Below are 21,250 nucleotides of genomic sequence, written 5' to 3' on the forward strand. Positions count from 1 at the left end.
CATGGATATTAAGGCATGTTATCAAAACGCTCAAGCGCTATTAGAGGGGCATTTCTTGCTCAGCAGCGGGTTCCATTCCAATTATTATTTGCAATCCGCTAAAGTCTTAGAAGATCCCAAACTAGCCGAACAATTAGCGCTAGAATTAGCCAAACAAATCCAAGAAGCTCATTTGAATATTGAATGCGTTTGCTCGCCTGCGATTGGGGGGATCTTGGCTGGGTATGAGCTTGCAAGGGCTTTGGGCGTGCGTTTTATCTTCACTGAAAGGGTGGATAATATCATGACATTAAGGCGTGGTTTTGAAGTCAAAAAAAACGAAAAAATTTTAGTGTGTGAGGACATCATCACTACGGGGAAATCCGCCATGGAATGCGCTAAAGTTTTAGAAGAAAAGGGTGCTCAAATCGTGGCTTTTGGCGCTCTAGCTAATCGGGGCATTTGCAAACGCGCTCATTCTCATTTAAAAGCTCAAGAGGGCGCGTGTTTGCCTAGCCATTTGCCCCTGTTTGCTTTAGAAGATTTTGTTTTTGACATGCACAAGCCTAGCTCTTGTCCTTTATGCGCTACTAGCGTTGCTATCAAACCGGGAAGTCGTGGCAACTAAGAAAACCAAAAAAAATAAAACCCCAGAAAAAAAGCATGTTTTAGAAAGCCCTTTAAAAGGGCTGTATCTTTCTTTGCGCTTAAAGGCTTTCATCACTGATATTTTTATGATTTATACCCCCATGCTTTATATAATGACTTATGCGATTTTAGGGAGCGCGAAGGATTTTAGGGAAAACCAGAACGCGATTTTTTTATGCCTGCTTTTTTACGCCCTAACGCACAGCTTTTTTATCGCTTTTAAATCCCAAAGCCCTGGAATGCGTTACGCTCAGTTTAAATTGGTCAAAAATAATGGTAAAGAAGTGGGCTTTTTTTTGGCGTTGTGGCGCTTTGTCTTGTGGGTGTTGAGCATGGGGTTACTTATAGGGTTTGTTGCGCCTTTTATTTTTAAGTTTTTTTTGCATGACAAATTCAGCGGCACTCATATTGAAATCATCAAGGAGGAAATATGAAAAATTTAGTGATCTTAAGTGGGGCTGGCATTTCAGCAGAGAGCGGGATTAAAACCTTTAGAGACGCTGGCGGTTTGTGGGAAGGGCATGACATCATGGAAGTCGCCTCGCCTTATGGCTGGAAAAAGAACCCGCAAAAGGTGTTGGATTTTTACAACCAAAGGCGCCGACAGCTTTTTGAAGTTTATCCTAACAAAGCCCACAAGGCTTTAGCGGAATTGGAAAAACACTATCAAGTTAATATCATCACCCAAAATGTAGATGATTTGCATGAAAGGGCGGGTTCTTCTCGCATTTTGCACTTGCATGGGGAATTATTGAGCGTTCGCAGCGAGAAAAATCCTAATTTAGTCTATAGATGGGAAAAGGACTTGAATTTAGGCGACTTGGCCAAGGACAAATCGCAATTACGCCCTGATATTGTGTGGTTTGGCGAAGAGGTGCCTTTGCTTAAAGAAGCGGTTTCTTTAGTCAAACAAGCACACCTTTTAATCATCATTGGCACTTCTTTGCAAGTCTATCCCGCCGCTAGCCTCTATACGCATGCGCATAAAGACGCCCTCATTTATTACATTGACCCTAAAGCTAAAAACGCCCGTTTGCCCCAGAATGTCCAATGCATTAATGAAAGCGCGGTGCATGCCATGCAAGATTTAATGCCCAAACTCATAGAAATGGCCTCTTAAGAGATGTTGAAATAATTTTTATTTTTTCAGCTAACGATTAGCAAAAACATGGTTTAATTGCTTCCATCGTTTGCTAAAAGTAATGATTAAAGGAGTTTGAGAGCCTGATGCAACAAGCCGCAGAAGCATTGAATCACCCCTATTTTGGCGTTTTTGTTTTGTTGGTGTTCACCTTTTGGGTGTTTAACTTAACCTTAAGGATTCAAAGGTTTTTAAGCCGTAAAATGGCTCAAAAAAAGGGCGAAAAGCTCAAGCTCGCTCCCTATGAATGTGGGCCTGTGGCTCTCAAGCAGCCTAATAGGGTGTCCCATCATTTTTATATCATGGCCATGCTTTTTATTTTATTTGATGTAGAAATCGTTTTCATGTTCCCTTGGGCGATTGATTTTAAAAAGTTAGGCTTGTTTGGGCTCGTTGAAATGCTAGGCTTTGTCTTCTTTTTGGCAATCGGTTTTATTTACGCTTTGAAGCGAAACGCTTTGAGTTGGCAAAAATTAGAGGTGAAATAATGCAACAAGCACCAGTTATTCTAAGCACTTTGGATAAATTATTGAATTGGGGGCGTTCTAATTCGCTCTGGCCCTTAACTTATGGCTTGGCGTGTTGCGCGATTGAGATGATGGCGACAGGGGGTTCAAGGTTTGATTTTGACAGATTTGGCACGATTTTTAGAGCGAGTCCTAGGCAATCTGATGTGATGATCATCGCTGGCACGCTCACTAAAAAACATGCCGAGTTTATGCGCAGGCTCTATGATCAAATGCCTGAGCCTAAATGGGTGATTTCTATGGGGAGTTGTGCTAACACGGGCGGGATGTTTAACACTTATGCGACCGTTCAAGGAGCGGATAGGATCGTTCCTGTGGATATTTATTTACCCGGTTGCGCACCGCGCCCAGAGACTTTACAATACGCTCTTATGGTTTTGCAAGATAAGATCAGACGCTCTAAAGCGATCAAACAAGACGCTCCTAAAAGGTTAGTGTGATGGTAAGAAAACAATCCCCTTATGAAGATGTGCAAAAACAATCGCGCCAGCATGACCCCTATAAAATCATAGAACCCACCCCTAAAAAATACTTAGAGGGCAGTGCTTATGAGGTCATTTACAACCACCTTTCTTACAAGCATGAGATTTTAGACAAATACATAGAGACTAACACGGCTGTGTTTTGGATCAAAAAAGACGATATTTTTTCTGTCGCTACGATTTTAAGGCATTTGGGCTATGAGTGTTTGAGCGAAATGAGTGCGATAGATTTGTGCGCTAAAAAAGGGCATTTTGAATTGTTTTATCAATTCGTGGGTTTTAGCGATAGCTGTAAGAACCGCCGTAGGGTGCGCGTGAAATGCGTTTTGTTGCCTAATGAGAGCGTGGATTCTTTGAGTTTTTTATACCGATCGGCTAATTGGAGCGAGAGGGAAGCGTATGACATGCTTGGTATTGTGTTTGACAAACACCCCTATTTGAAGCGCCTTATCATGCCGCATGATTGGGTAGGCCACCCTTTATTGCGCTCTTACCCGCTCAAAGGCGATGAATTCGCCCAATGGTATGAAGTGGATAAAATTTTTGGCAAAGAATACCGAGAAGTGGTGGGTAAAGAGCAGAGAGACAGCGCGAGAGTGGATGAAAAAGACACTTTCAATTTTGCAAAAATCGGCTATGAGCAGGGCAAGGGCGAAGAATTAAAAGAAACAGAAGAAAAGCATGCGTTTAAGAAAATCCCTTTTGTCAAAGATTTGCACAAAATCGCCCCCACTATCTTAAAAAAGAGGCTATAAAATGGCTCAAAATTTCACGAAACTCAACCCCCAGTTTGAAAACATCATTTTTGAACATGACGACAACCAAATGATTTTAAACTTTGGCCCCCAACACCCCAGTAGCCATGGGCAATTGCGCTTGATTTTGGAATTGGAGGGTGAAAAAATCATTAAGGCTACCCCTGAAATTGGCTACTTGCATAGAGGCTGTGAAAAGTTAGGCGAAAACATGACCTATAACGAATACATGCCCACTACTGACAGGTTGGATTACACTTCTTCTACCAGCAATAATTACGCTTACGCTTATGCGGTAGAGACCTTGCTCAATTTAGAAATCCCGCGCCGAGCGCAAGTGATCCGCACGATTTTACTAGAGCTTAACCGCATGATTTCACACATCTTTTTTATCAGCGTGCATGCTTTAGATGTGGGGGCGATGAGCGTGTTTTTGTATGCGTTTAAAACGAGGGAATACGGGCTGGATTTGATGGAGGATTATTGCGGAGCCAGGCTCACGCATAACGCTATAAGGATTGGGGGCGTGCCTTTGGATTTGCCCCCGAATTGGTTAGAGGGCTTAAAAAAGTTTTTAGGCGAAATGAGGGAATGCAAAAAACTCATTCAAGGCTTATTGGATAAGAATCGCATTTGGCGGATGCGCTTGGAAAATGTGGGCGTTGTAACGCCAAAAATGGCGCAAAGTTGGGGCATGAGCGGTATCATGTTAAGAGGGACTGGGATCGCTTATGACATTAGAAAAGAAGAACCTTATGAGCTTTATAAAGAGCTTGATTTTGATGTGCCGGTGGGCAATTATGGCGATAGTTATGATCGGTATTGTTTGTATATGTTAGAAATTGATGAAAGCATTCGCATCATTGAGCAACTCATTCCCATGTATGCTAAAACCGATACGCCCATCATGGCCCAAAACCCGCATTACATTTCCGCCCCAAAAGAAGATATAATGACGCAAAACTACGCCTTGATGCAGCATTTTGTTTTAGTGGCTCAAGGCATGCGCCCGCCCGTTGGGGAAGTGTATGCCCCCACAGAAAGCCCTAAAGGGGAATTAGGGTTTTTTATCCATTCAGAGGGCGAGCCTTACCCTCACAGATTAAAAATCAGAGCCCCTAGCTTTTATCACATCGGGGCTTTAAGCGATATTTTAGTGGGGCAATATTTAGCGGATGCAGTAACCGTGATTGGCTCAACCAATGCGGTGTTTGGCGAGGTGGATAGATGAAACGCTTTGATTTACGCCCCTTAAAAGCAGATATTTTTGAACGCTTAGAAGAATTGATTGAAAAAGAAATGCAACCTAATGAAGTCGCTATTTTCATGTTTGAAGTGGGGGATTTTTCTAATATCCCTAAGAGCGCTGAATTTATCCAATCTAAAGGGCATGAGCTCCTCAATTCTTTGCGTTTCAATCAAGCGGATTGGACGATTGTCGTGAGAAAAAAGGCTTGATTTTGAGCGGCTTTAACCCCTTAAATTCCCCTTTAAGCACAAGCTCTTCAATTAGTTTGAAAGAAGCTTATTATTTAGAAAAATTATCTCTTCAAAAAGGGTTTAAGATCAATTACAAATTGAGCGAAGATAGCTTAAACCTTTTAGAAAAAAGCGATTTGTGCGTTTTGTTTGGGGGTTTTTCAAACGCTTGTTTGAATGAAAACGAACGATGGATTTTAGAAAGCATTAACCAATCAAAACGCCCCTACGCCCTATTAAGACCCTTACAAGATACAAGAGACTTGCAAGAAAATTGCCTTTTTGCATCATATGAAATCCACACGGAAGCGGCGATTTTGGCTTTGATTTTAAGGGGCATTTTAGAAAAAACCTCATCATTAAAAGGGCATGTTTTAGAAAAAATAGATGTGGGGTATTTAAGCTCTGAAGCGAACATGAGCGAAGAGGAATTGCAAGAACTTATCGCGCTTATTGTTAAAGCAAAAAAAAGGGCACTTGTTTTAAACAGAGAAATCACTAAGCATGCTCATAGCGCTTTTTTATACACCCTTTTAAGCGGGTTGCAAAACTACCTAGAAATTTTACACATCCCTTGCAATGATTCAAGCGCAACGACCGCTTTTTATGATTCTAAAGATCAAGAATGGTTGCTAGAAACAGCCCTAAAAGAGGGCGTTTTGCCTTTTGAATCAGAGCTTAAAGATTTAGAGTCTTTAGAACAAATCAGTGAGGCTAACGGCTCGTTTGTCTATGTTTCTTATAAGAGCCTTAAAACCCCTAAATTGTCTTTTTCCAAGCAATTCAAGATCGCTAACAAGATCCAGCATTCTAAAGCAAAGTTTCAAATCTCCAATCAAACGCTAGAATGCGAGTTAGAAGAAAGCCCTAATTTGAAGGGCTTGATTGCGATTTTAGAAGGGGCGTTTTTTGACACCTACCCTTATATCCCTATTTTATCCCACTCTCAAGGAATTTCATGATCACAATGAATATCAATGGCAAAACGATTGAATGCCAAGAGGGACAAAGCGTTTTAGAGGCCGCTAGGAGCGCTGGGATCTACATCCCTACCATTTGCTATTTAAGCGGTTGCTCGCCCACAGTCGCATGCAAAATGTGCATGGTTGAAATGGATGGCAAACGCATTTATAGCTGCAACACGAAAGCCAAAAATAACGCCGTTATCCTCACTAACACCCCCACGCTCATGGATGAAAGAAAAAGCATCATGCAAACTTATGATGTCAACCACCCCCTAGAGTGTGGCGTGTGCGATAAGAGCGGGGAGTGCGAATTGCAAGACATGACGCATTTAACTGGCGTGGAGCACCAACCCTATGCGGTGGCTGATGATTTTAAAGCGCTAGATTCATGGGCAAAAGCCTTGTATGACCCTAATTTGTGCATCATGTGCGAAAGGTGCGTAACCACTTGCAAGGACAATGTGGGCGAAAACAACCTCAAAGCCACTAAAGCCGATTTGCATGCTCCGGATAAATTTAAAGACAGCATGTCCAAAGACGCTTTTAGCGTGTGGAGTCGCAAGCAAAAAGGCATTATTTCTTTTGTGGGCAGCGTGCCTTGCTATGATTGTGGGGAATGCATTGCGGTATGCCCTGTGGGCGCTTTGAGCTATAAAGATTTCGCTTACACGGCTAACGCATGGGAACTAAAAAAGATCCATTCTACCTGTTCGCATTGCTCAGCCGGGTGCTTGATTTCTTATGATGTGCGCCATTTTGATACTCTAGGCGAAGAGTCTAAGATTTTTAGGGTACTTAATGATTTTTACCATAACCCTATTTGTGGGGCGGGTCGGTTTGCTTTTGACGTGAGCTCTAGCCCTAAAGGCAGCGCCAATCTTAAAGAAGCGCAAAACGCCCTCAAAGAATGCGAAGCGGTGCGAATAGGTGGGGACATTACGAATGAAGAAGCGTTTTTGATAGAGCGTTTGAGGAAAGAATTGAATTTTAAAATCTACAACAAAGATTTATACCCTTTCCAACAATTCTTAAAAGTATTGGGTGAAATTAAACGCCCCAATATTGAAGAGATTAAAACTTCTCATTTAGTCATTACGATTGGCTCTTCTATCAAAACGGAAAACCCTTTAGTGCGCTATGCTATTAATAACGCTCTCAAACTCAATAAAGCCTCTTTGATCGCTATGCACCCTATCAAAGATAACGCGTTAGCGAATTTGTGCCGAAGCTCTTTTTGCATCACCCATGAAGTGGGGGCTGAAGAAATCCTTTTAGGCATGCTTTTAAAAATGCTTAACATTGAAAGCGCGGCTCTAAAAAGCTTAGAAGATTCCAAACAAAGCATTGTGGATGAAGCGGCTCTTAAAGCCTTAGAAGAAGAGCGGAAAAAGGCTTTAGAACAAGCCGAGCAAGGGTGCAGTATTGGAGAAAATAAAGAAGAAAATCAAGAAGAGAATAAAACAGAAGCAGCTGCCCCAAAAGAAAATCAAACAGAAAACAAGACAGAGGTTGAAGAAGAAAGGATTGAAGTCCCTACCAAAACCACTTACTTGTTGCTTGAAGAAGCGGGCATCAATTTAGAAACTTATGAAAAAATTCTCGCTCTTTTGCAAAAATCAAATAACACCCTGCTAGTGGTTGGCGAAGAAATTTATAGCCATAAACAAGCCCACAATATCGCTAAGATGTTGCGTTTATTAGCCCAAAAAAGCGCTATTAAGATCATTCTTATCCCCCCGAGCGCGAACGCTTTAGGCATCGCTTCCATTTGTGAATTGAGCGAAGAAGTTTTTGAACATGAAAAAATCGTAGGCATTCGCGCTCAAGGGGATTTCACTATCAATAGCGACGATAGGGTTTTTGGGAAAGACGCTGTCAGTAAAGTGGATTTTATTTTGCCCAGTCTCAACCAGCTAGAAGGCACGATCACTAATGTTGAAGGGCGTGTGTTGCCCTTAAAACCGGCTTTAAGGTTTGAAGGCTATGACTTGAGCGATATCATGCAAGGTTTTGGCTTTGTGGAAGAAAACCTCACAGAATGCACCCACAAACTCCCTACAGAAGCGGGCTTTAAAGCCTTAGAGTTTGATCATCTAACCAATTATTTCACTAACGACAGGGCTAATCACAGAGGCTATTTATTAGGAACAAGCCATTTTGAAAACAGCGCTAAAGAATGCGAAACCACAGAATGCGAGCCTATCAAGCCTTTAAAAGAAAAAATCGTTTTCAACGCTTATTTAAAATACCCAGAAACGCAATTCAATAACGCCACCAATAAAAGCGAGAATCTGCAATTAAAAGCCGGTGTCTATGTGTCTAAAGCCTTCTTAAAAAAATTGAATAAAGAAGTGGGGCAAAACATCACTTTAACTAAAGAAGAAGAGGAATTAACAGGCGTTTTGTATCTTGATGAGAGCTTGGATCAGGAGGTGTTTGTCATTTCGCCTTCTCTTTTGACAAACCATTCTAGCTTTTTTAGAGAGGGCGTGTTTGATAGCGTGGATTTAAAGGAGCAAGCATGAGCGCTTATATCATTGAAACCTTGATTAAAATTTTGATTTTAGTCGCTGTTTTTTCGGCTTTAGGAGGCTTTGCCACTTATATTGAAAGGAAAGTGTTAGCCTATTTCCAACGCCGTTTAGGGCCTTGTTATGTGGGGCCTTTTGGGCTTTTGCAAGTCGCAGCAGACGGCATTAAGCTTTTCACTAAAGAAGACATTATCCCCCAAGGCGCGAACAAATTCATTTTCACGCTAGCGCCCATTATTGCGATGGTGAGCGCGTTTGTGTCCATGGCGCCTATCCCCTTTTTCCCTAATTTCACTCTGTTTGGCTATGAGATCAAGCCCCTTATTTCTGACATCAACATTGGCTTTTTGTTTTTCTTGGCCGTGGGTTCAGCAGGGATTTATGCACCCATTTTAGCCGGGCTTGCCTCCAATAACAAATACTCCTTAATTGGCTCAGCGAGAGCGACGATCCAACTGCTCAGCTTTGAAGTGGTCAGCACCTTAACCATTCTAGCCCCCTTAATGGTGGTAGGATCGCTCTCTTTGGTGGAAATCAATCATTACCAAAGCGGTGGGTTTTTAGACTGGCTTGTGTTTAAGCAGCCTCTAGCGTTTGTTTTGTTTTTGATCGCAAGCTACGCTGAATTGAATCGAACCCCCTTTGACTTGTTAGAGCATGAAGCCGAGATCGTGGCGGGGTATTGCACCGAATACAGCGGCTTGAAATGGGGCATGTTCTTTTTAGCGGAATACGCGCATTTATTCGCTTTTTCTTTTGTGATTTCTATTGTGTTTTTTGGTGGGTTTAACGCATGGGGCTTTATCCCTGGGGGCATAGCGATTTTAATCAAAGCGGGCTTTTTTGTCTTTTTATCCATGTGGGTTAGAGCGACTTATCCGCATGTAAGACCCGATCAGTTGATGAACATGTGTTGGAAAATCATGCTGCCTTTAGCGTTATTGAACATCGTGCTAACAGGCATTATCATTTTAATTTAAAGGAGGTTTTATGGCCAAACAAGAATACAAGCAACTTCCTAAACGAGCCGAAATCCATAGCGCGACCGAGCAGTTTAAAGACACCATTAAAACGAGCTTGGGTTTGGATCTATTCAAAGGGTTAGGGCTTACGATCAAGGAATTTTTTAGCCCAAGCGTAACCATCCATTACCCTATGGAGCAACTCCCCTTAAGCCCACGCTATCGCGCGGTGCATAATCTGCAACGGCTTTTAGACTCAGGCTCTGAAAGGTGTATTGGTTGTGGGCTGTGCGAAAAGATTTGCACGAGCAATTGCATAAGGATCATCACGCATAAGGGCGAAGACAACCGCAAAAAGATCGATTCTTACACGATCAATTTGGGGCGTTGCATTTATTGCGGGTTGTGCGCGGAAGTTTGCCCAGAATTGGCGATCGTTATGGGGAATCGGTTTGAAAACGCCAGCACCCAACGCTCCCAATACGGCTCTAAAAGCGAGTTTCTAACGAGCGAACAAGACGCTAAAAACTGCTCGCATGCCGAATTTTTAGGCTTTGGTGCGGTAAGCCCTAATTATAACGAACGCATGCAAGCCACCCCTTTAGATTATGTCCAAGAGCCTTCAAAAGAAGAATCCAAAGAAGAGTCTCTAGCAAGCCCAGAAAGTAATAAGGGAGATGAAAATGTTTGAAACCATTGCCTTTTATTTCTTTGCGATCCTTACTTTAAGCATGGCGTTAGTGGTGATCACCACCACGAATATCCTCTATGCCATCACCGCTCTCGCTAGCAGCATGGTTTTTATCTCTGCTTTTTTCTTTTTACTGGACGCTGAGTTTTTGGGCGTGGTGCAAATCACGGTGTATGTGGGCGCGGTCATTGTGATGTATGCGTTTGGCATGATGTTTTTCAACTCCGCTGCAGAAGTGGTTGAACGCAAGCAAAGCCCTAAAATCTTGTGCGTTCTTTCATTTGGCGTGGCGCTGTTGCTCACCTTGATTTTAAGCGCTCCTAGCATTGGCGAAAACCTTTCTAAGCAAGTCAATTCCAACGCTATTGATGCGCAAATCCCTAACATTAAAGCGATTGGCTATGTGCTTTTCACCAATTACCTCATTCCCTTTGAAGCGGCGGCTTTAATGCTTTTAGTCGCTATGGTTGGAGGCATCGCTACAGGGATTCAAAAAATCCATGGGAAAAATCACACGCATTTTATAAAGGAATCTCTATGATAGGGTTAAACCACTATTTGATTGTTTCAGGGTTGCTCTTTTGCATTGGTTTAGCGGGCATGCTGAAACGCAAAAACATTCTATTGCTCTTTTTTTCCACAGAAATCATGCTCAATGCGATCAATATCGGTTTTGTAGCGATCTCTAGATACACGCACAATTTAGACGGGCAGATGTTCGCGCTCTTTATTATCGCTATTGCCGCTAGTGAGGTGGCTATTGGTTTGGGCTTGGTGATTTTGTGGTTTAAGAAATACAAGAGCTTAGATATTGATTCTTTAAACGCTATGAAAGGTTAAGCATGCAATATTCTTCTTTGCTGTCAGTGGTGTTGTTTTTGCCTTTAATCGGTGCGATTTATGCGGGGCTGTTTGGGGCTAAAGCTAAAGCGTTGCATGTGGGCGTTTTCAATTCTTTGTGCGTGCTGGTTTCTTTAATTGGCGCAGTAGTTCTTTTCATTCAAGCATGGCATCATCAAAGCTATGAAAAATATTTGTTTGATTGGATCGTGATAGGGAATTTTAAAGTCGGCTTTTCTCTCATGCTGGATAATGTCAATGCGGTCATGATTGTTGTGGTCACTTTAGTTTCTTTCTTAGTGCATGTGTATTCCATAGGCTATATGGAGCATGATACAGGGTTTAACCGCTATTTTTCCTACCTCAGCGGCTTTGTGTTTTCCATGCTGATTTTGGTGTTGAGCGATAATTTTTTAGGGCTTTTCATTGGTTGGGAAGGGGTGGGGCTATGCTCTTACTTGCTCATTGGCTTTTGGTATCATAAAAAAAGCGCGAATGACGCTTCCATTGAAGCTTTTGTGATGAATCGGATCACGGATTTAGGCATGCTCATGGGGATTATTTTGATCTTTTGGAATTTTGGCACCCTCCAGTATAAAGAAGTCTTTAGCATGCTCAATAACGCCGATTATTCCATGCTCTTTTACATCAGCGTGTTTCTTTTCATTGGCGCTATGGGGAAGAGTGCGCAATTCCCCATGCACACATGGTTAGCCAACGCTATGGAGGGGCCAACCCCCGTATCCGCCCTCATCCATGCAGCGACAATGGTAACTGCTGGGGTGTATCTGGTCATTAGAGCCAACCCTTTGTATAGCGCGGTGTTTGAAGTGGGCTATTTCATCGCATGCTTAGGGGCGTTTGTGGCTCTTTTTGGGGCGAGCATGGCTTTAGTCAATAAGGATCTAAAGCGCATCGTGGCTTATTCCACGCTTTCTCAATTAGGCTATATGTTTGTAGCGGCCGGTCTTGGGGCTTATGCGATCGCGCTTTTCCACCTCTTCACGCATGCGTTTTTCAAATCGCTCCTTTTCTTAGGCTCAGGCAATATCATGCATGCGATGGAAGACAATTTGGATATTACCAAAATGGGCGCTTTATACAAGCCCATGAAAATCACAGCGATCTTTATGATTATAGGGTCAGTGGCTTTGTGTGGGATCTACCCCTTTGCAGGCTATTTCTCCAAAGACAAGATTTTAGAAGTGGCTTTTGGGATGCACCACCACATTTTATGGTTTGTTCTTTTGATTGGGGCGATCTTTACCGCTTTTTATAGCTTCAGGCTCATCATGCTGGTGTTTTTTGCGCCCAAACAGCACGAAATCAACCACCCCCATGAGGCTCAAAATTTCATGCTTTTAAGCATGCTGCCGTTAGGGATTTTAGCGGTCATTGCCGGGTTTTTTGAAGAGCCGTTTTTTCATTTCATCTCTCAAGTGATCCCTAGCGTTGGAGAGTATCCAGTCCCGCTCACTCTTTTAATCAGTATCACCACCATAGTGGTGTTGTTGAGTATCGCCTACGCCATATTTAAATATAAAAATGGTATCACTTCCAAAAAAGAGGGGGGCTTTTTATACAAGCTCTTGCTCAACCAATACTATATCCCACAGCTCTATCAAGGGATTGCAAAAGTTTTTAGCACTATCGCTTCATTCTTGCACCAGGTCGTGGAATTAAGGATCATTGATACGATAGTGGATACCATAGGAAGAAGCGTTTTTGTTATAGGGCGTGTGTTTAGGGCTAGCCAAGATGGGAATTTAACCTCCATGCTGCGCTTCATGGTGGCTGGGGTTTTAATCTTGTTAGCGTTTGTAGCTTTTTTTGGGAGATAAGAAATGCAGTTTTTACATGCGCATCTTTTAAGTGTGGTGATCTTTTTCCCCATGCTGAGCGCGCTATTAGCGTTCTTTATGAGCGATCAAGCGAGTAGGGCGTATGCGATCGTCATCGCCTTGATTGAATTGTTATTGGTCTTGTTGTTATGGCATGGGTTTGATGTTCAAACCGCAGGCATGCAGTTTGAAGAAACGAAAGAATTAGCTTATCAAATTGGCGTGAATTACCATGTGGGCGTTGATGGCATCGCGCTCTTTTTGTTGCTTTTAAACGCTATTGTGGTGTTATTGTCCGTGATTTATGTCAAAGAGCGTCGTAAAGACTTTGCGATTTGTCTTTTATTGCTAGAGGGGATTTTGATGGGCGTGTTTTCTTCTCTTAATGTGATCTTTTTCTACGCTTTTTGGGAAATCTCGCTCTTGCCGGTCTTATACCTCATCGGTCGTTTTGGCCGTAATAACAAAATCTATTCTGGCATGAAGTTTTTCCTCTACACCTTTTTAGCGTCGTTATGCATGCTTTTAGGCATTTTATACATCGGGTATGACTATGCGAATAATTACGGCATGATGAGTTTTGATATTTTAGACTGGTATCAGTTGAATTTTTCTAGCGGGATTAAAACCTGGCTCTTTGTGGCTTTCTTAATAGGGATTGCGGTTAAAATCCCGCTCTTTCCCTTACACACATGGCTGCCTTATGCGTATTCTAACGCCCCCACTTTAGGCTCTGTCATGCTTTCAGCCTTGCTTTCTAAAATGGGGACTTACGCCTTATTGCGCTTCTTGATCCCGCTTTTTCCTGAGCTTTCAGAGATTTATTTAACCCCCATAGCCATTGTGGCGCTGTGCATGATCATTTATGGAGGCTTTTTAGCTTACACCCAAAAAGATTTAAAAACCCTCATCGCTTATAGCTCGTTCTCGCACATGGGAGTCGTGGTGCTTGGGGTTTTTTCTTTCAATGTTGAGGGGATTTCAGGGGCGGTGTTTATGATGTTTGCGCATGGTATTATCGTCATGGGGCTATTCTTGCTCGCTGGCATCTTAGAAGAACGCACCAGCAGTTTAGAAATCGCTCGCTTTGGATCGATCGCTAAAAGCGCTCCTGTTTTTGCCGCCTTTTTTATGATCGTTTTAATGGCGAACGTGGGCATGCCTTTAAGCATTGGTTTTGTAGGAGAGTTTTTGAGCTTGTTGGGGTTTTTTGCCACTTACCCTCTTTTGGCTATCATTGCCGGGACAAGCATCATTCTATCAGCGGTTTACATGCTCACTTCATATAAAAACGTGTTCTTTGGCAACTTAAAAACCGGGAACAACCAAATCAGCGTGTTTGAAGATTTAAACGCTCGTGAGGTAGGGGTTTTAAGCGTGATTTTAGCTTTGATTTTGATTTTAGGGATTTATCCTAAAATCCTTTTAAAACCGATTGAGCAAGGCTCTAAGCAGCTTTTAGAGGTGATAGAAATCCGCTCGCTCCCTTTTTTAGGTTCATTGGACACTAAGATAAAAGAGGTCTCTTATGTTAATAGATAGTCTCCACATCTCTTTTGATAGCTTTAATTTTGAGAGCATTTTACCCATGCTGGTGTTGGTGTGTGGGGGGATTTTCACGCTCTTAATCAACGCTTTCACTTCCAGGTTTTCGCGCAATTTGAATGTGTTTTTATGCATGCTCTTTTTGGTTTTGGATTTTTTGGTGGTTTTAGGGTTAGAAGAGCAGGAAAACGCTTTTTTTGGGTTTTTAAGCCTAGATACTCTCTCGCTCATCTCTCAAAGCATTGTCTTAATTTCAGCTTTTTTTCTCATTTTCTTAGCCCTTTCAAAAGAACGCTTCAACGAATTTCAGACCGCTGAATTTTATTCCCTATACTTGTTTATTGTCGCCGGCTTTCAGTTCATGGTTTCAAGCAACCATTTGTTGCTAATCCTTATTGGGTTAGAAACGGCGTCCTTGCCCCTTTGTGTGTTAATGGCGTTGAGCGATAAACGCTACGGCTTAGAAGCAGGGATCAAGTATTTCACCATGGGGGCGATGGCGAGCGCGTTTTTTGCTATGGGCGCGATGGCTTTTTACTTGCTTACAGGGAGCTTGAATCTTGAAGTCATTACCCTATACTTACACACTGAGGGCATCACAAACCCCATGCTCTTTGCGATGGGCGCTATTTTTTTGATTGGAGCGATTGGCTTTAAGGTTTCTTTAGTGCCTTTCCATACCTGGATGCCTGATGTGTATGAGGGCAATAACCCAGTCTTTGCGAGCTATATTTCCATTGTGCCTAAAATCGCTGGCTTTGTGGTAGCGACTCGCCTTTTTGGGGCGTTTATAGACACTCATACCGCTTGGGTAGAAGACATTTTTTATGTTTTGATTCTTATGACCATCACCATTCCTAATTTCATTGCTTTATGGCAAGAAGATGTCAAAAGGATGCTCGCTTATAGTTCTATTTCGCATTCTGGGTTCGCTTTAGCGTGCGTGTTTATCCACACTGAAGATAGCCAACAAGCGATGTTTGTTTATTGGTTCATGTTCGCATTCACTTACATTGGGGCTTTTGGCCTTTTATGGCTCTTAAAAAGCCGGGAAAAAACATGGGATGAACGCTACGATCACCCCTATTCTAAATTCAACGGCCTTATCAAAACCCACCCCTTAGTGGCGATCTTGGGCGCTATTTTTGTTTTTGGGCTTGCAGGGATCCCGCCTTTTAGCGTGTTTTGGGGGAAATTTTTAGCCGTTGAAAGCGCGTTAGAGAGCAATCACATTCTTTTAGCGGTGGTGATGTTAGTTAATAGCGCAGTGGCTGCGTTTTATTATTTCCGTTGGCTCGTGGCGATGTTTTTCAATAAGCCCTTACAAACCCAAAGCTACGCTCAAAACGATATTTACACCCAAAACGCTACCATGCCCATTTATGCGGTCGTTATTGCCATGGCGTTAGCGTGCTTGTTCTCTGTGTTTATGATGCGAGGGCTTTTAGAGTTTGTGGCCTAAGTCAAAAATCTTTCTTTTAATGGGCTTACTCTCCCATTCACTCAACGCTTTAAGCCTCACGCTCACGCAAGGCAAAGAAGGGGGGGAAGATTTTTCGGTTTTAACCTTACGAAACGATAAGGCGTTTTCTTGCTCTTACATTAATGAAAAACCGCCGAGCGGGATTGAAGCGTCTTTATCTATTATACACGCTAAACGCCCCATAGAATGCGTGATAGATTCTATTCCTAAAGAGGGCTTTACCCCTTTAGAAAACGCTTTTTTCAATATCACCTATTCTATGCGCCAGCAACAATTCATTTTACACATCAAACCCAAAGTGATGCGAAGACTCACCCTTTTTTCTTTTGATAGGGATTATAAAAAAGCGATTCCCCTTTTTGTGGAAAACGACGCTAAAGCCAAGATGTGGCAAATCATAGGCTATGATCAAAAAATCCCTTTTTTGAGCGAAAAAGACAACGCTCAAAAAGGCTTGAATTTCCCCATTACCATTAAAGACGCTCAAACCCCTATCATTCAAGAGCTGGATGTGAATAACAAACCCCTACTCACCACAAAGGGCTATGATTTAAACGCCTATTTAGAGGCTAAAAAACAAATGGATTCGCAAGCCTATTTTGACGCCTTACGCACGATCAGCCGTGCGTTTAAAAATTACCCTCAAACGATTTTTAAAAAAGACTTGTATTTATTGGAAATTATCGCATTAGGTAAATTAGGCATTAAAAAATCCTTACTCATAGATATTGGCACCCAATGGATTAAAAATTACCCGACTGACCCCAATATCCCTGAAGCGTTATACTATGTCGCCAAAGCTTTAGATGAAAACAACAATTACAAACAGGCCATGCGCTATTACAAACGCATTCTTTTAGAATACAAAAACTCCCGCTACGCTCCCTTAGCCCAGATGCGTTTAGCCATTGAAGCGGCTGAAGCTTCTGATTTGAGCAGCGCTAGCATGCTTTTTAAAGAAGCTTTTTCCAACGCCAAAGACAAAGAGAGCGCGAGTGAAATCGCGCTTAATTGGGCTGAAGCAGAGATAAACTATCAAAACTTTAATAACGCTAAATACCTCATTGATAAGGTGGTTCAATCCAACCCTGATTATCTTTCTATGCATAGCGAATCAGCCCTAGACTTGCTCAAGTTATTGAAAAAAAACCAGATGAATGAAAGCGCGATTGAAATCGCTCAATTGCTCCTCAATCAAGATGATGATGTGAAAGCTAAAGAGCAAGCACTCTATGATTTAGGGGCGTTGTATGCAAGGATCAAGGACTTTAAAAACGCCCACCTTTATAATTTGCGATATTTGCAAGACCATGCGGAATTGGAGCGGGCTTCTGTCGTTAGAGCGCGCGATGAAAAAGCCCTTTTTTCAATGGAAGGGAACACGCAAGAAAAAATCGCCCACTACGATAAAATCATTCAAAATTTCCCTAATTCTAATGAAGCCCAAAAGGCTTTAGAGTTGAAAGCCCAACTCTTGTTTGACAATAAGCGCTATGCTGAAGTGTTAGGCATGCAAAAAAATTTGCCTAAAGATTCTCCTTTAATCCAAAAAACGCTCAATGTCCTTGCTAAAACCCCATTAGAGGATCATCGTTGCGAAGAAGCTTTAAAATACTTATCCCAAATCACCGCCTTTGAATTTACCCCCAAAGAAGAAATCCAAGCCTTTGATTGCTTGTATTTCGCATCGCTTAAAGAAAAAGCGCAAATTATTGCCCTAAACGCTTTAAAAGCGGCTAAAACCCCTAGCGAGAAATTAACATGGCTTTATCGTTTGGGGCGCAATTACTACCGCTTAGGGGATTTTAAAAATTCCACTCTGGCTTCTAAAGACGCCTTAATCCTCGCTCAAAACTTAAATAAAAAAGAGTTTTATGATATTGCTTTTGTGTTATTTTCAGATTACATGCAAAGTAATGAAAAAGAATTGGCCCTCAATTTGCATGCGTTTTTAGAAAAGCATTTCAAAGACGATAAACGCATGGCGTTAGTTTATTTTAAATTGCTAGAGAATGAAAAAGACCCTAAAAGCGTCAAAATTTATGCCACAAGCTTGCTCAAACTCCAAGACACTTACAAGGACTATTCTTACACGCCCTTTAGTGAATTTGCCCTTATTGACGCTTACAGAACCACCAAAGACTATTCAAAAGCGTTAGAAACGCTAGACAAACTCTTAAACCGCAGGCTTTCTTTAGAAGATCACCAAAAAGCCTTATACTTGCAATCCAGCTTATTGGATTTAACCAATCAAAAAGCAAAATCCAAAGCCAGTTTAGAAAAATGCGTTCAGTTAAAACAAAAAGATCGAACAAACGCATGGCAGAATTTATGCGAACAGGGTTTAAATTTATTCAAAAACAAGGAGTCATGAATGGACATTAGCATTTTTAGAGAATACGATATTAGAGGCATTTACCCCACCACTTTAGATGAAAATACGGCTTTTAGTATCGGCGTGGAGTTGGGGAAAATCATGCGAGAATACGATAAAAGCGTGTTTGTAGGGCATGACGCAAGGGTGCATGGGCGCTTTTTATTTGAAGCTTTGAGCGCGGGGTTGCAATCAAGCGGCTTAAAAGTGTATGATTTAGGGCTAATCCCCACACCGGTAGCGTATTTTGTGGCCTTTAATGAAATCAATGGCATTCAATGCCCTAATTCCATCATGATCACTGGCTCTCACAACCCCAAAGAATACAACGGCTTTAAAATCACGCTCAACCAAAACCCGTTTTATGGCAAGGACATTCAGGCTTTAAAAGACACGCTTTTAAACGCAAAGCATGAAATAAAACCCCTAAAAGAAACACCAGAGAAAGTCAATGCCCTAGAAGCGTATCAGCGCTATTTGATCAAGGATTTTCAGCATTTAAAAAATCTTAAATACAAAATCGCCTTAGATTTTGGTAATGGCGTGGGAGCGTTAGGGTTAGAGCCGATTTTAAAGGCTTTAAACATTGATTTTAGCAGCCTTTATAGCGACCCTGATGGGAATTTCCCTAACCACCACCCAGATCCTAGCGAAGCGAAAAACTTAAAAGATTTAGAAAAACACATGCGAGAAAACGCTATTTTAATAGGCTTTGCTTTTGATGGCGATGCGGATAGGATTGCGATGCTAAGCTCTCATCATATTTATGCGGGCGATGAATTAGCGATTTTATTCGCTAAACGCTTGCATGCTCAAGGCATCACCCCCTTTGTGATAGGCGAAGTCAAATGTTCTCAAGTGATGTATAACGCAATCAATACTTTTGGTAAGACGCTCATGTATAAAACCGGGCATAGCAATTTAAAAATCAAGCTCAAAGAAATCAACGCGCATTTTGCGGCTGAAATGAGCGGGCATATCTTTTTTAAAGAACGCTATTTTGGCTATGATGACGCTCTTTATGCATGCTTAAGGGCTTTAGAATTATTGCTTGAACAAACCCCAAGCGATTTGGAAAACACCATTAAAAACCTCCCCTATTCCTACACCACGCCTGAAGAAAAAATCGCCGTGAGCGAAGAAGAAAAATTTGAAATCATTCATAACTTACAAGAAGCGCTTAAAAACCCGCCAAGCCATTTCCCTACAATCAAAGAAATCATCAGCATTGATGGCGTGAGAGTGGTTTTTGAACATGGCTTTGGGCTTATTCGCGCAAGCAACACCACCCCCTATTTAGTCAGCCGCTTTGAAGGCAAGGATGAAACAACGGCGTTGGAATATAAAAGGGCGTTGCTTGGGTTATTAGAAAAACTTTAAAATAGAGCTTGGGATAATCTCATTTCATATCCCTTGCTCTTAAAAATATTGGATCAATTAAATAAGTTGCTTTAAAACCACACATAAAATCATAAGATCTCAAATTTTTTTTGCACTATTTAAGCTAAGTTGAAGTTGAAGTTGAAGTTGACTATACTACCGCATGTTATCTAGGTTAGATTAGCAAAACCAAAAAAAAAAAAAAAGGAAGTTAGCATGGGTGATAAAAAAAGTAACACCATTAAATGCAATGGCATTGAAGTTCTTAGAAAACTTCTTGAACTCTTGGGTTTTTCAAGCACAACGAAACCAAATGGGCAAGTCGTCATAGTCGTGATGGAGAGATTGTCAATACCTACGAAACAAAAACAATTATGTTTCAGTGTAAAACAGAAACAGAAAGCGCGATTCGAACATTAGTGGATGGCATTAACCAACTTACTAAAAATAGCGAAAGAGAATAGATACTAAACCATAACATACGGAGAAATTTCAAATGACACAAGAAGATTTTAAACAAGCAGTTGAGAACATTGAAAATAAACATCAAGTTAAATTGATTCTTGAAGCAAGCGGTTGCAAAAGTTTTTATCCAACATGCGATAATGACACATGTAAAATAGATGCACCAGAATGCGAGAAAGGTTAGTAAGGTTTTGCAAACCACGAATGCTGAGTTTCTTGGTTTTTTAAAAAAATTAAACTACCAAGTTCATAATTATAGAACTTCTAGTCCCTTTAGACTAGAAGAAGTGATTAAAGACCGCACAATGTTAAAAAAACATGCTAGCGAGATAGAAAATCTAGCTCATTCTTCACCATTTTTCTTAAAAAAAGTGGGTGATAAATGGGAAAAAACTTATAGAATTGAAAAAATAGCTCAAAGAACCTTAAAAGAATTGCAAAAAGATAATTTGCATAAGCAAGATATAGAGATGCTAGAGGATAACTCTCTCATTCTACACCAAGAATTTGAGCGTTGGCTAAATACCAAACATCAAGGAATGATTCCTACAATTATAGATAAATATTGGCATAATTTTATCATCTATACTTACGAGCATCAGTCTTGGTGTTTAGACAAGCATAATCGTTTTATCCATCATCTCCCTACTCCAGAATACGAAAAAGAAAGCTCTGATAATCTTGATAATTTAAAGAGTATTGCATATTATTTCAAATCCTACCAACAACAATACCCCCTAGATAGAAATATCCTACTTTATAATTTTCCATACAGATTACTCTACCAAGAAAAATCTTTTGAGACAATAAAAGCAATTATTATAGAGTTTAGCAATCTTGTATAAGCTTGCTAGTTTTTGATACACCAACACCACCGATTTAGACGCAGAGCTAAAGCGAGATTTGCTCCCCTTTAAAACTAGGTAAAGTAAAAGGGGTTTCTAGCACCCTAAAAAGACCATAATCGCTTATGACTTGGTATGTGTGAAACTGCCCCTTGCTAAAGCAAAGGGCTTCCTAACTAGAACCCTCTAATAAAAATCAGTCTTTTTTATTATCAAAATACCTGCGATTTTAAGCCGCTATCAACCACACTGCAAGGCTATCTCTTGTTGTCAGACTTATGGCGGTATTTTCTACGCTAACACCATAACGCACATAT

21 protein-coding genes and 1 pseudogene are annotated in these 21,250 nt (G+C 41.3%); 21 read left to right on the top strand and 1 reads right to left on the bottom strand.

What is annotated here, in order from left to right:
* Position 1: 1 nt before the first annotated feature.
* From pyrE to CS889_RS06135, 21 genes are all read left to right on the top strand, one after another.
* Positions 2–607, top strand: a complete 606-nt coding sequence (pyrE, locus tag CS889_RS06040) for an orotate phosphoribosyltransferase (RefSeq protein WP_089087137.1) — start codon at positions 2–4, stop codon at positions 605–607.
* Positions 597–1,061, top strand: coding sequence for an RDD family protein (locus CS889_RS06045; RefSeq protein WP_089087138.1), 465 nt, complete (start codon positions 597–599; stop codon positions 1,059–1,061). Before pyrE ends, CS889_RS06045 begins: the two co-directional genes overlap by 11 nt.
* Positions 1,058–1,747, top strand: a complete 690-nt coding sequence (locus CS889_RS06050) for an SIR2 family NAD-dependent protein deacylase (RefSeq protein WP_089087139.1) — start codon at positions 1,058–1,060, stop codon at positions 1,745–1,747. Before CS889_RS06045 ends, CS889_RS06050 begins: the two co-directional genes overlap by 4 nt.
* A 107-nt stretch (positions 1,748–1,854) precedes the next feature.
* Positions 1,855–2,256, top strand: coding sequence for an NAD(P)H-quinone oxidoreductase subunit 3 (locus tag CS889_RS06055; RefSeq protein WP_001183385.1), 402 nt, complete (start codon positions 1,855–1,857; stop codon positions 2,254–2,256).
* Positions 2,256–2,735 carry a NuoB/complex I 20 kDa subunit family protein gene (locus tag CS889_RS06060; RefSeq protein ID WP_001183502.1) on the top strand — a complete coding sequence of 160 codons (480 nt, stop codon included), beginning with the start codon at positions 2,256–2,258 and terminating at the stop codon, positions 2,733–2,735. The genes CS889_RS06055 and CS889_RS06060 overlap by 1 nt, the downstream gene beginning before the upstream one ends.
* Positions 2,735–3,532, top strand: coding sequence for an NADH-quinone oxidoreductase subunit C (locus CS889_RS06065; RefSeq protein WP_001873976.1), 798 nt, complete (start codon positions 2,735–2,737; stop codon positions 3,530–3,532). Before CS889_RS06060 ends, CS889_RS06065 begins: the two co-directional genes overlap by 1 nt.
* 1 nt (position 3,533) lies before the next feature.
* A complete protein-coding gene (gene nuoD / locus CS889_RS06070) occupies positions 3,534–4,763 on the top strand; it encodes an NADH dehydrogenase (quinone) subunit D (protein ID WP_000068229.1) in 1,230 nt (409 codons plus the stop codon).
* Positions 4,760–4,990, top strand: a complete 231-nt coding sequence (locus tag CS889_RS06075; protein WP_000819164.1) for an NADH-ubiquinone oxidoreductase subunit E family protein — start codon at positions 4,760–4,762, stop codon at positions 4,988–4,990. The genes nuoD and CS889_RS06075 overlap by 4 nt, the downstream gene beginning before the upstream one ends.
* Before the next feature lie 2 nt (positions 4,991–4,992).
* Positions 4,993–5,973, top strand: a complete 981-nt coding sequence (locus CS889_RS06080) for a hypothetical protein (RefSeq protein ID WP_089087140.1) — start codon at positions 4,993–4,995, stop codon at positions 5,971–5,973.
* Positions 5,970–8,501, top strand: a complete 2,532-nt coding sequence (locus CS889_RS06085; RefSeq protein ID WP_089087141.1) for an NADH-quinone oxidoreductase subunit G — start codon at positions 5,970–5,972, stop codon at positions 8,499–8,501. The genes CS889_RS06080 and CS889_RS06085 overlap by 4 nt, the downstream gene beginning before the upstream one ends.
* On the top strand, positions 8,498–9,487 hold the full coding sequence (gene nuoH / locus CS889_RS06090; protein ID WP_001277309.1) for an NADH-quinone oxidoreductase subunit NuoH: 990 nt from the start codon (positions 8,498–8,500) through the stop codon (positions 9,485–9,487). Before CS889_RS06085 ends, nuoH begins: the two co-directional genes overlap by 4 nt.
* A gap of 10 nt (positions 9,488–9,497) precedes the next feature.
* Entirely contained in the window at positions 9,498–10,160 is a 663-nt protein-coding gene (gene nuoI, locus CS889_RS06095; RefSeq protein WP_001118513.1) for an NADH-quinone oxidoreductase subunit NuoI, read from the top strand.
* The gene (locus tag CS889_RS06100; protein ID WP_000464225.1) at positions 10,153–10,701 is read left to right on the top strand and encodes an NADH-quinone oxidoreductase subunit J; all 549 of its coding nucleotides are present in this window, start codon (positions 10,153–10,155) and stop codon (positions 10,699–10,701) included. The genes nuoI and CS889_RS06100 overlap by 8 nt, the downstream gene beginning before the upstream one ends.
* Positions 10,698–11,000 carry an NADH-quinone oxidoreductase subunit NuoK gene (gene nuoK / locus CS889_RS06105; protein WP_000579769.1) on the top strand — a complete coding sequence of 101 codons (303 nt, stop codon included), beginning with the start codon at positions 10,698–10,700 and terminating at the stop codon, positions 10,998–11,000. The genes CS889_RS06100 and nuoK overlap by 4 nt, the downstream gene beginning before the upstream one ends.
* Before the next feature lie 2 nt (positions 11,001–11,002).
* Positions 11,003–12,841, top strand: coding sequence for an NADH-quinone oxidoreductase subunit L (gene nuoL / locus CS889_RS06110; protein WP_089087142.1), 1,839 nt, complete (start codon positions 11,003–11,005; stop codon positions 12,839–12,841).
* A 3-nt stretch (positions 12,842–12,844) separates the two neighbouring features.
* Positions 12,845–14,383, top strand: coding sequence for an NADH-quinone oxidoreductase subunit M (locus CS889_RS06115; RefSeq protein ID WP_089087143.1), 1,539 nt, complete (start codon positions 12,845–12,847; stop codon positions 14,381–14,383).
* Entirely contained in the window at positions 14,370–15,848 is a 1,479-nt protein-coding gene (gene nuoN / locus CS889_RS06120) for an NADH-quinone oxidoreductase subunit NuoN (protein WP_089087144.1), read from the top strand. The genes CS889_RS06115 and nuoN overlap by 14 nt, the downstream gene beginning before the upstream one ends.
* Positions 15,838–18,243, top strand: coding sequence for a DUF7494 domain-containing protein (locus tag CS889_RS06125; RefSeq protein ID WP_089087145.1), 2,406 nt, complete (start codon positions 15,838–15,840; stop codon positions 18,241–18,243). Before nuoN ends, CS889_RS06125 begins: the two co-directional genes overlap by 11 nt.
* Complete coding sequence (locus CS889_RS06130; RefSeq protein WP_089087146.1) at positions 18,244–19,623, top strand: phosphomannomutase/phosphoglucomutase; 1,380 nt, start codon at positions 18,244–18,246, stop codon at positions 19,621–19,623.
* Between the two features lie 496 nt (positions 19,624–20,119).
* Complete coding sequence (locus tag CS889_RS08540; protein WP_164501606.1) at positions 20,120–20,272, top strand: hypothetical protein; 153 nt, start codon at positions 20,120–20,122, stop codon at positions 20,270–20,272.
* Complete coding sequence (locus CS889_RS06135; RefSeq protein WP_089087147.1) at positions 20,247–20,933, top strand: hypothetical protein; 687 nt, start codon at positions 20,247–20,249, stop codon at positions 20,931–20,933. Before CS889_RS08540 ends, CS889_RS06135 begins: the two co-directional genes overlap by 26 nt.
* 49 nt (positions 20,934–20,982) lie before the next feature.
* Here the strand turns inward: CS889_RS06135 and CS889_RS08750 are convergent.
* A pseudogene (locus CS889_RS08750) lies at positions 20,983–21,066 on the bottom strand (thiamine pyrophosphokinase); the annotation flags it as partial.
* Positions 21,067–21,250: the final 184 nt, after the last annotated feature.

The organism is Helicobacter pylori (genome assembly GCF_900120335.1).
In the GTDB taxonomy this organism is placed as follows: domain Bacteria; phylum Campylobacterota; class Campylobacteria; order Campylobacterales; family Helicobacteraceae; genus Helicobacter; species Helicobacter pylori_BU.

Excerpts from the sequence above, each read along its gene's own strand:
- nuoH (WP_001277309.1), top strand. The coding sequence starts at position 8,498 with ATGAGCGCTTATATCATTGAAACCTTGATTAAAATTTTGATTTTAGTC.
- nuoD (WP_000068229.1), top strand. The coding sequence starts at position 3,534 with ATGGCTCAAAATTTCACGAAACTCAACCCCCAGTTTGAAAACATCATT.
- CS889_RS06130 (WP_089087146.1), top strand. The coding sequence starts at position 18,244 with ATGGACATTAGCATTTTTAGAGAATACGATATTAGAGGCATTTACCCC.
- nuoI (WP_001118513.1), top strand. The coding sequence starts at position 9,498 with ATGGCCAAACAAGAATACAAGCAACTTCCTAAACGAGCCGAAATCCAT.
- nuoN (WP_089087144.1), top strand. The coding sequence starts at position 14,370 with ATGTTAATAGATAGTCTCCACATCTCTTTTGATAGCTTTAATTTTGAG.
- pyrE (WP_089087137.1), top strand. The coding sequence starts at position 2 with ATGGATATTAAGGCATGTTATCAAAACGCTCAAGCGCTATTAGAGGGG.
- nuoL (WP_089087142.1), top strand. The coding sequence starts at position 11,003 with ATGCAATATTCTTCTTTGCTGTCAGTGGTGTTGTTTTTGCCTTTAATC.
- CS889_RS06085 (WP_089087141.1), top strand. The coding sequence starts at position 5,970 with ATGATCACAATGAATATCAATGGCAAAACGATTGAATGCCAAGAGGGA.
- CS889_RS06115 (WP_089087143.1), top strand. The coding sequence starts at position 12,845 with ATGCAGTTTTTACATGCGCATCTTTTAAGTGTGGTGATCTTTTTCCCC.
- CS889_RS06075 (WP_000819164.1), top strand. The coding sequence starts at position 4,760 with ATGAAACGCTTTGATTTACGCCCCTTAAAAGCAGATATTTTTGAACGC.
- CS889_RS06100 (WP_000464225.1), top strand. The coding sequence starts at position 10,153 with ATGTTTGAAACCATTGCCTTTTATTTCTTTGCGATCCTTACTTTAAGC.
- CS889_RS06050 (WP_089087139.1), top strand. The coding sequence starts at position 1,058 with ATGAAAAATTTAGTGATCTTAAGTGGGGCTGGCATTTCAGCAGAGAGC.
- nuoK (WP_000579769.1), top strand. The coding sequence starts at position 10,698 with ATGATAGGGTTAAACCACTATTTGATTGTTTCAGGGTTGCTCTTTTGC.
- CS889_RS06060 (WP_001183502.1), top strand. The coding sequence starts at position 2,256 with ATGCAACAAGCACCAGTTATTCTAAGCACTTTGGATAAATTATTGAAT.
- CS889_RS08540 (WP_164501606.1), top strand. The coding sequence starts at position 20,120 with ATGACACAAGAAGATTTTAAACAAGCAGTTGAGAACATTGAAAATAAA.
- CS889_RS06135 (WP_089087147.1), top strand. The coding sequence starts at position 20,247 with ATGCACCAGAATGCGAGAAAGGTTAGTAAGGTTTTGCAAACCACGAAT.
- CS889_RS06055 (WP_001183385.1), top strand. The coding sequence starts at position 1,855 with ATGCAACAAGCCGCAGAAGCATTGAATCACCCCTATTTTGGCGTTTTT.
- CS889_RS06065 (WP_001873976.1), top strand. The coding sequence starts at position 2,735 with ATGGTAAGAAAACAATCCCCTTATGAAGATGTGCAAAAACAATCGCGC.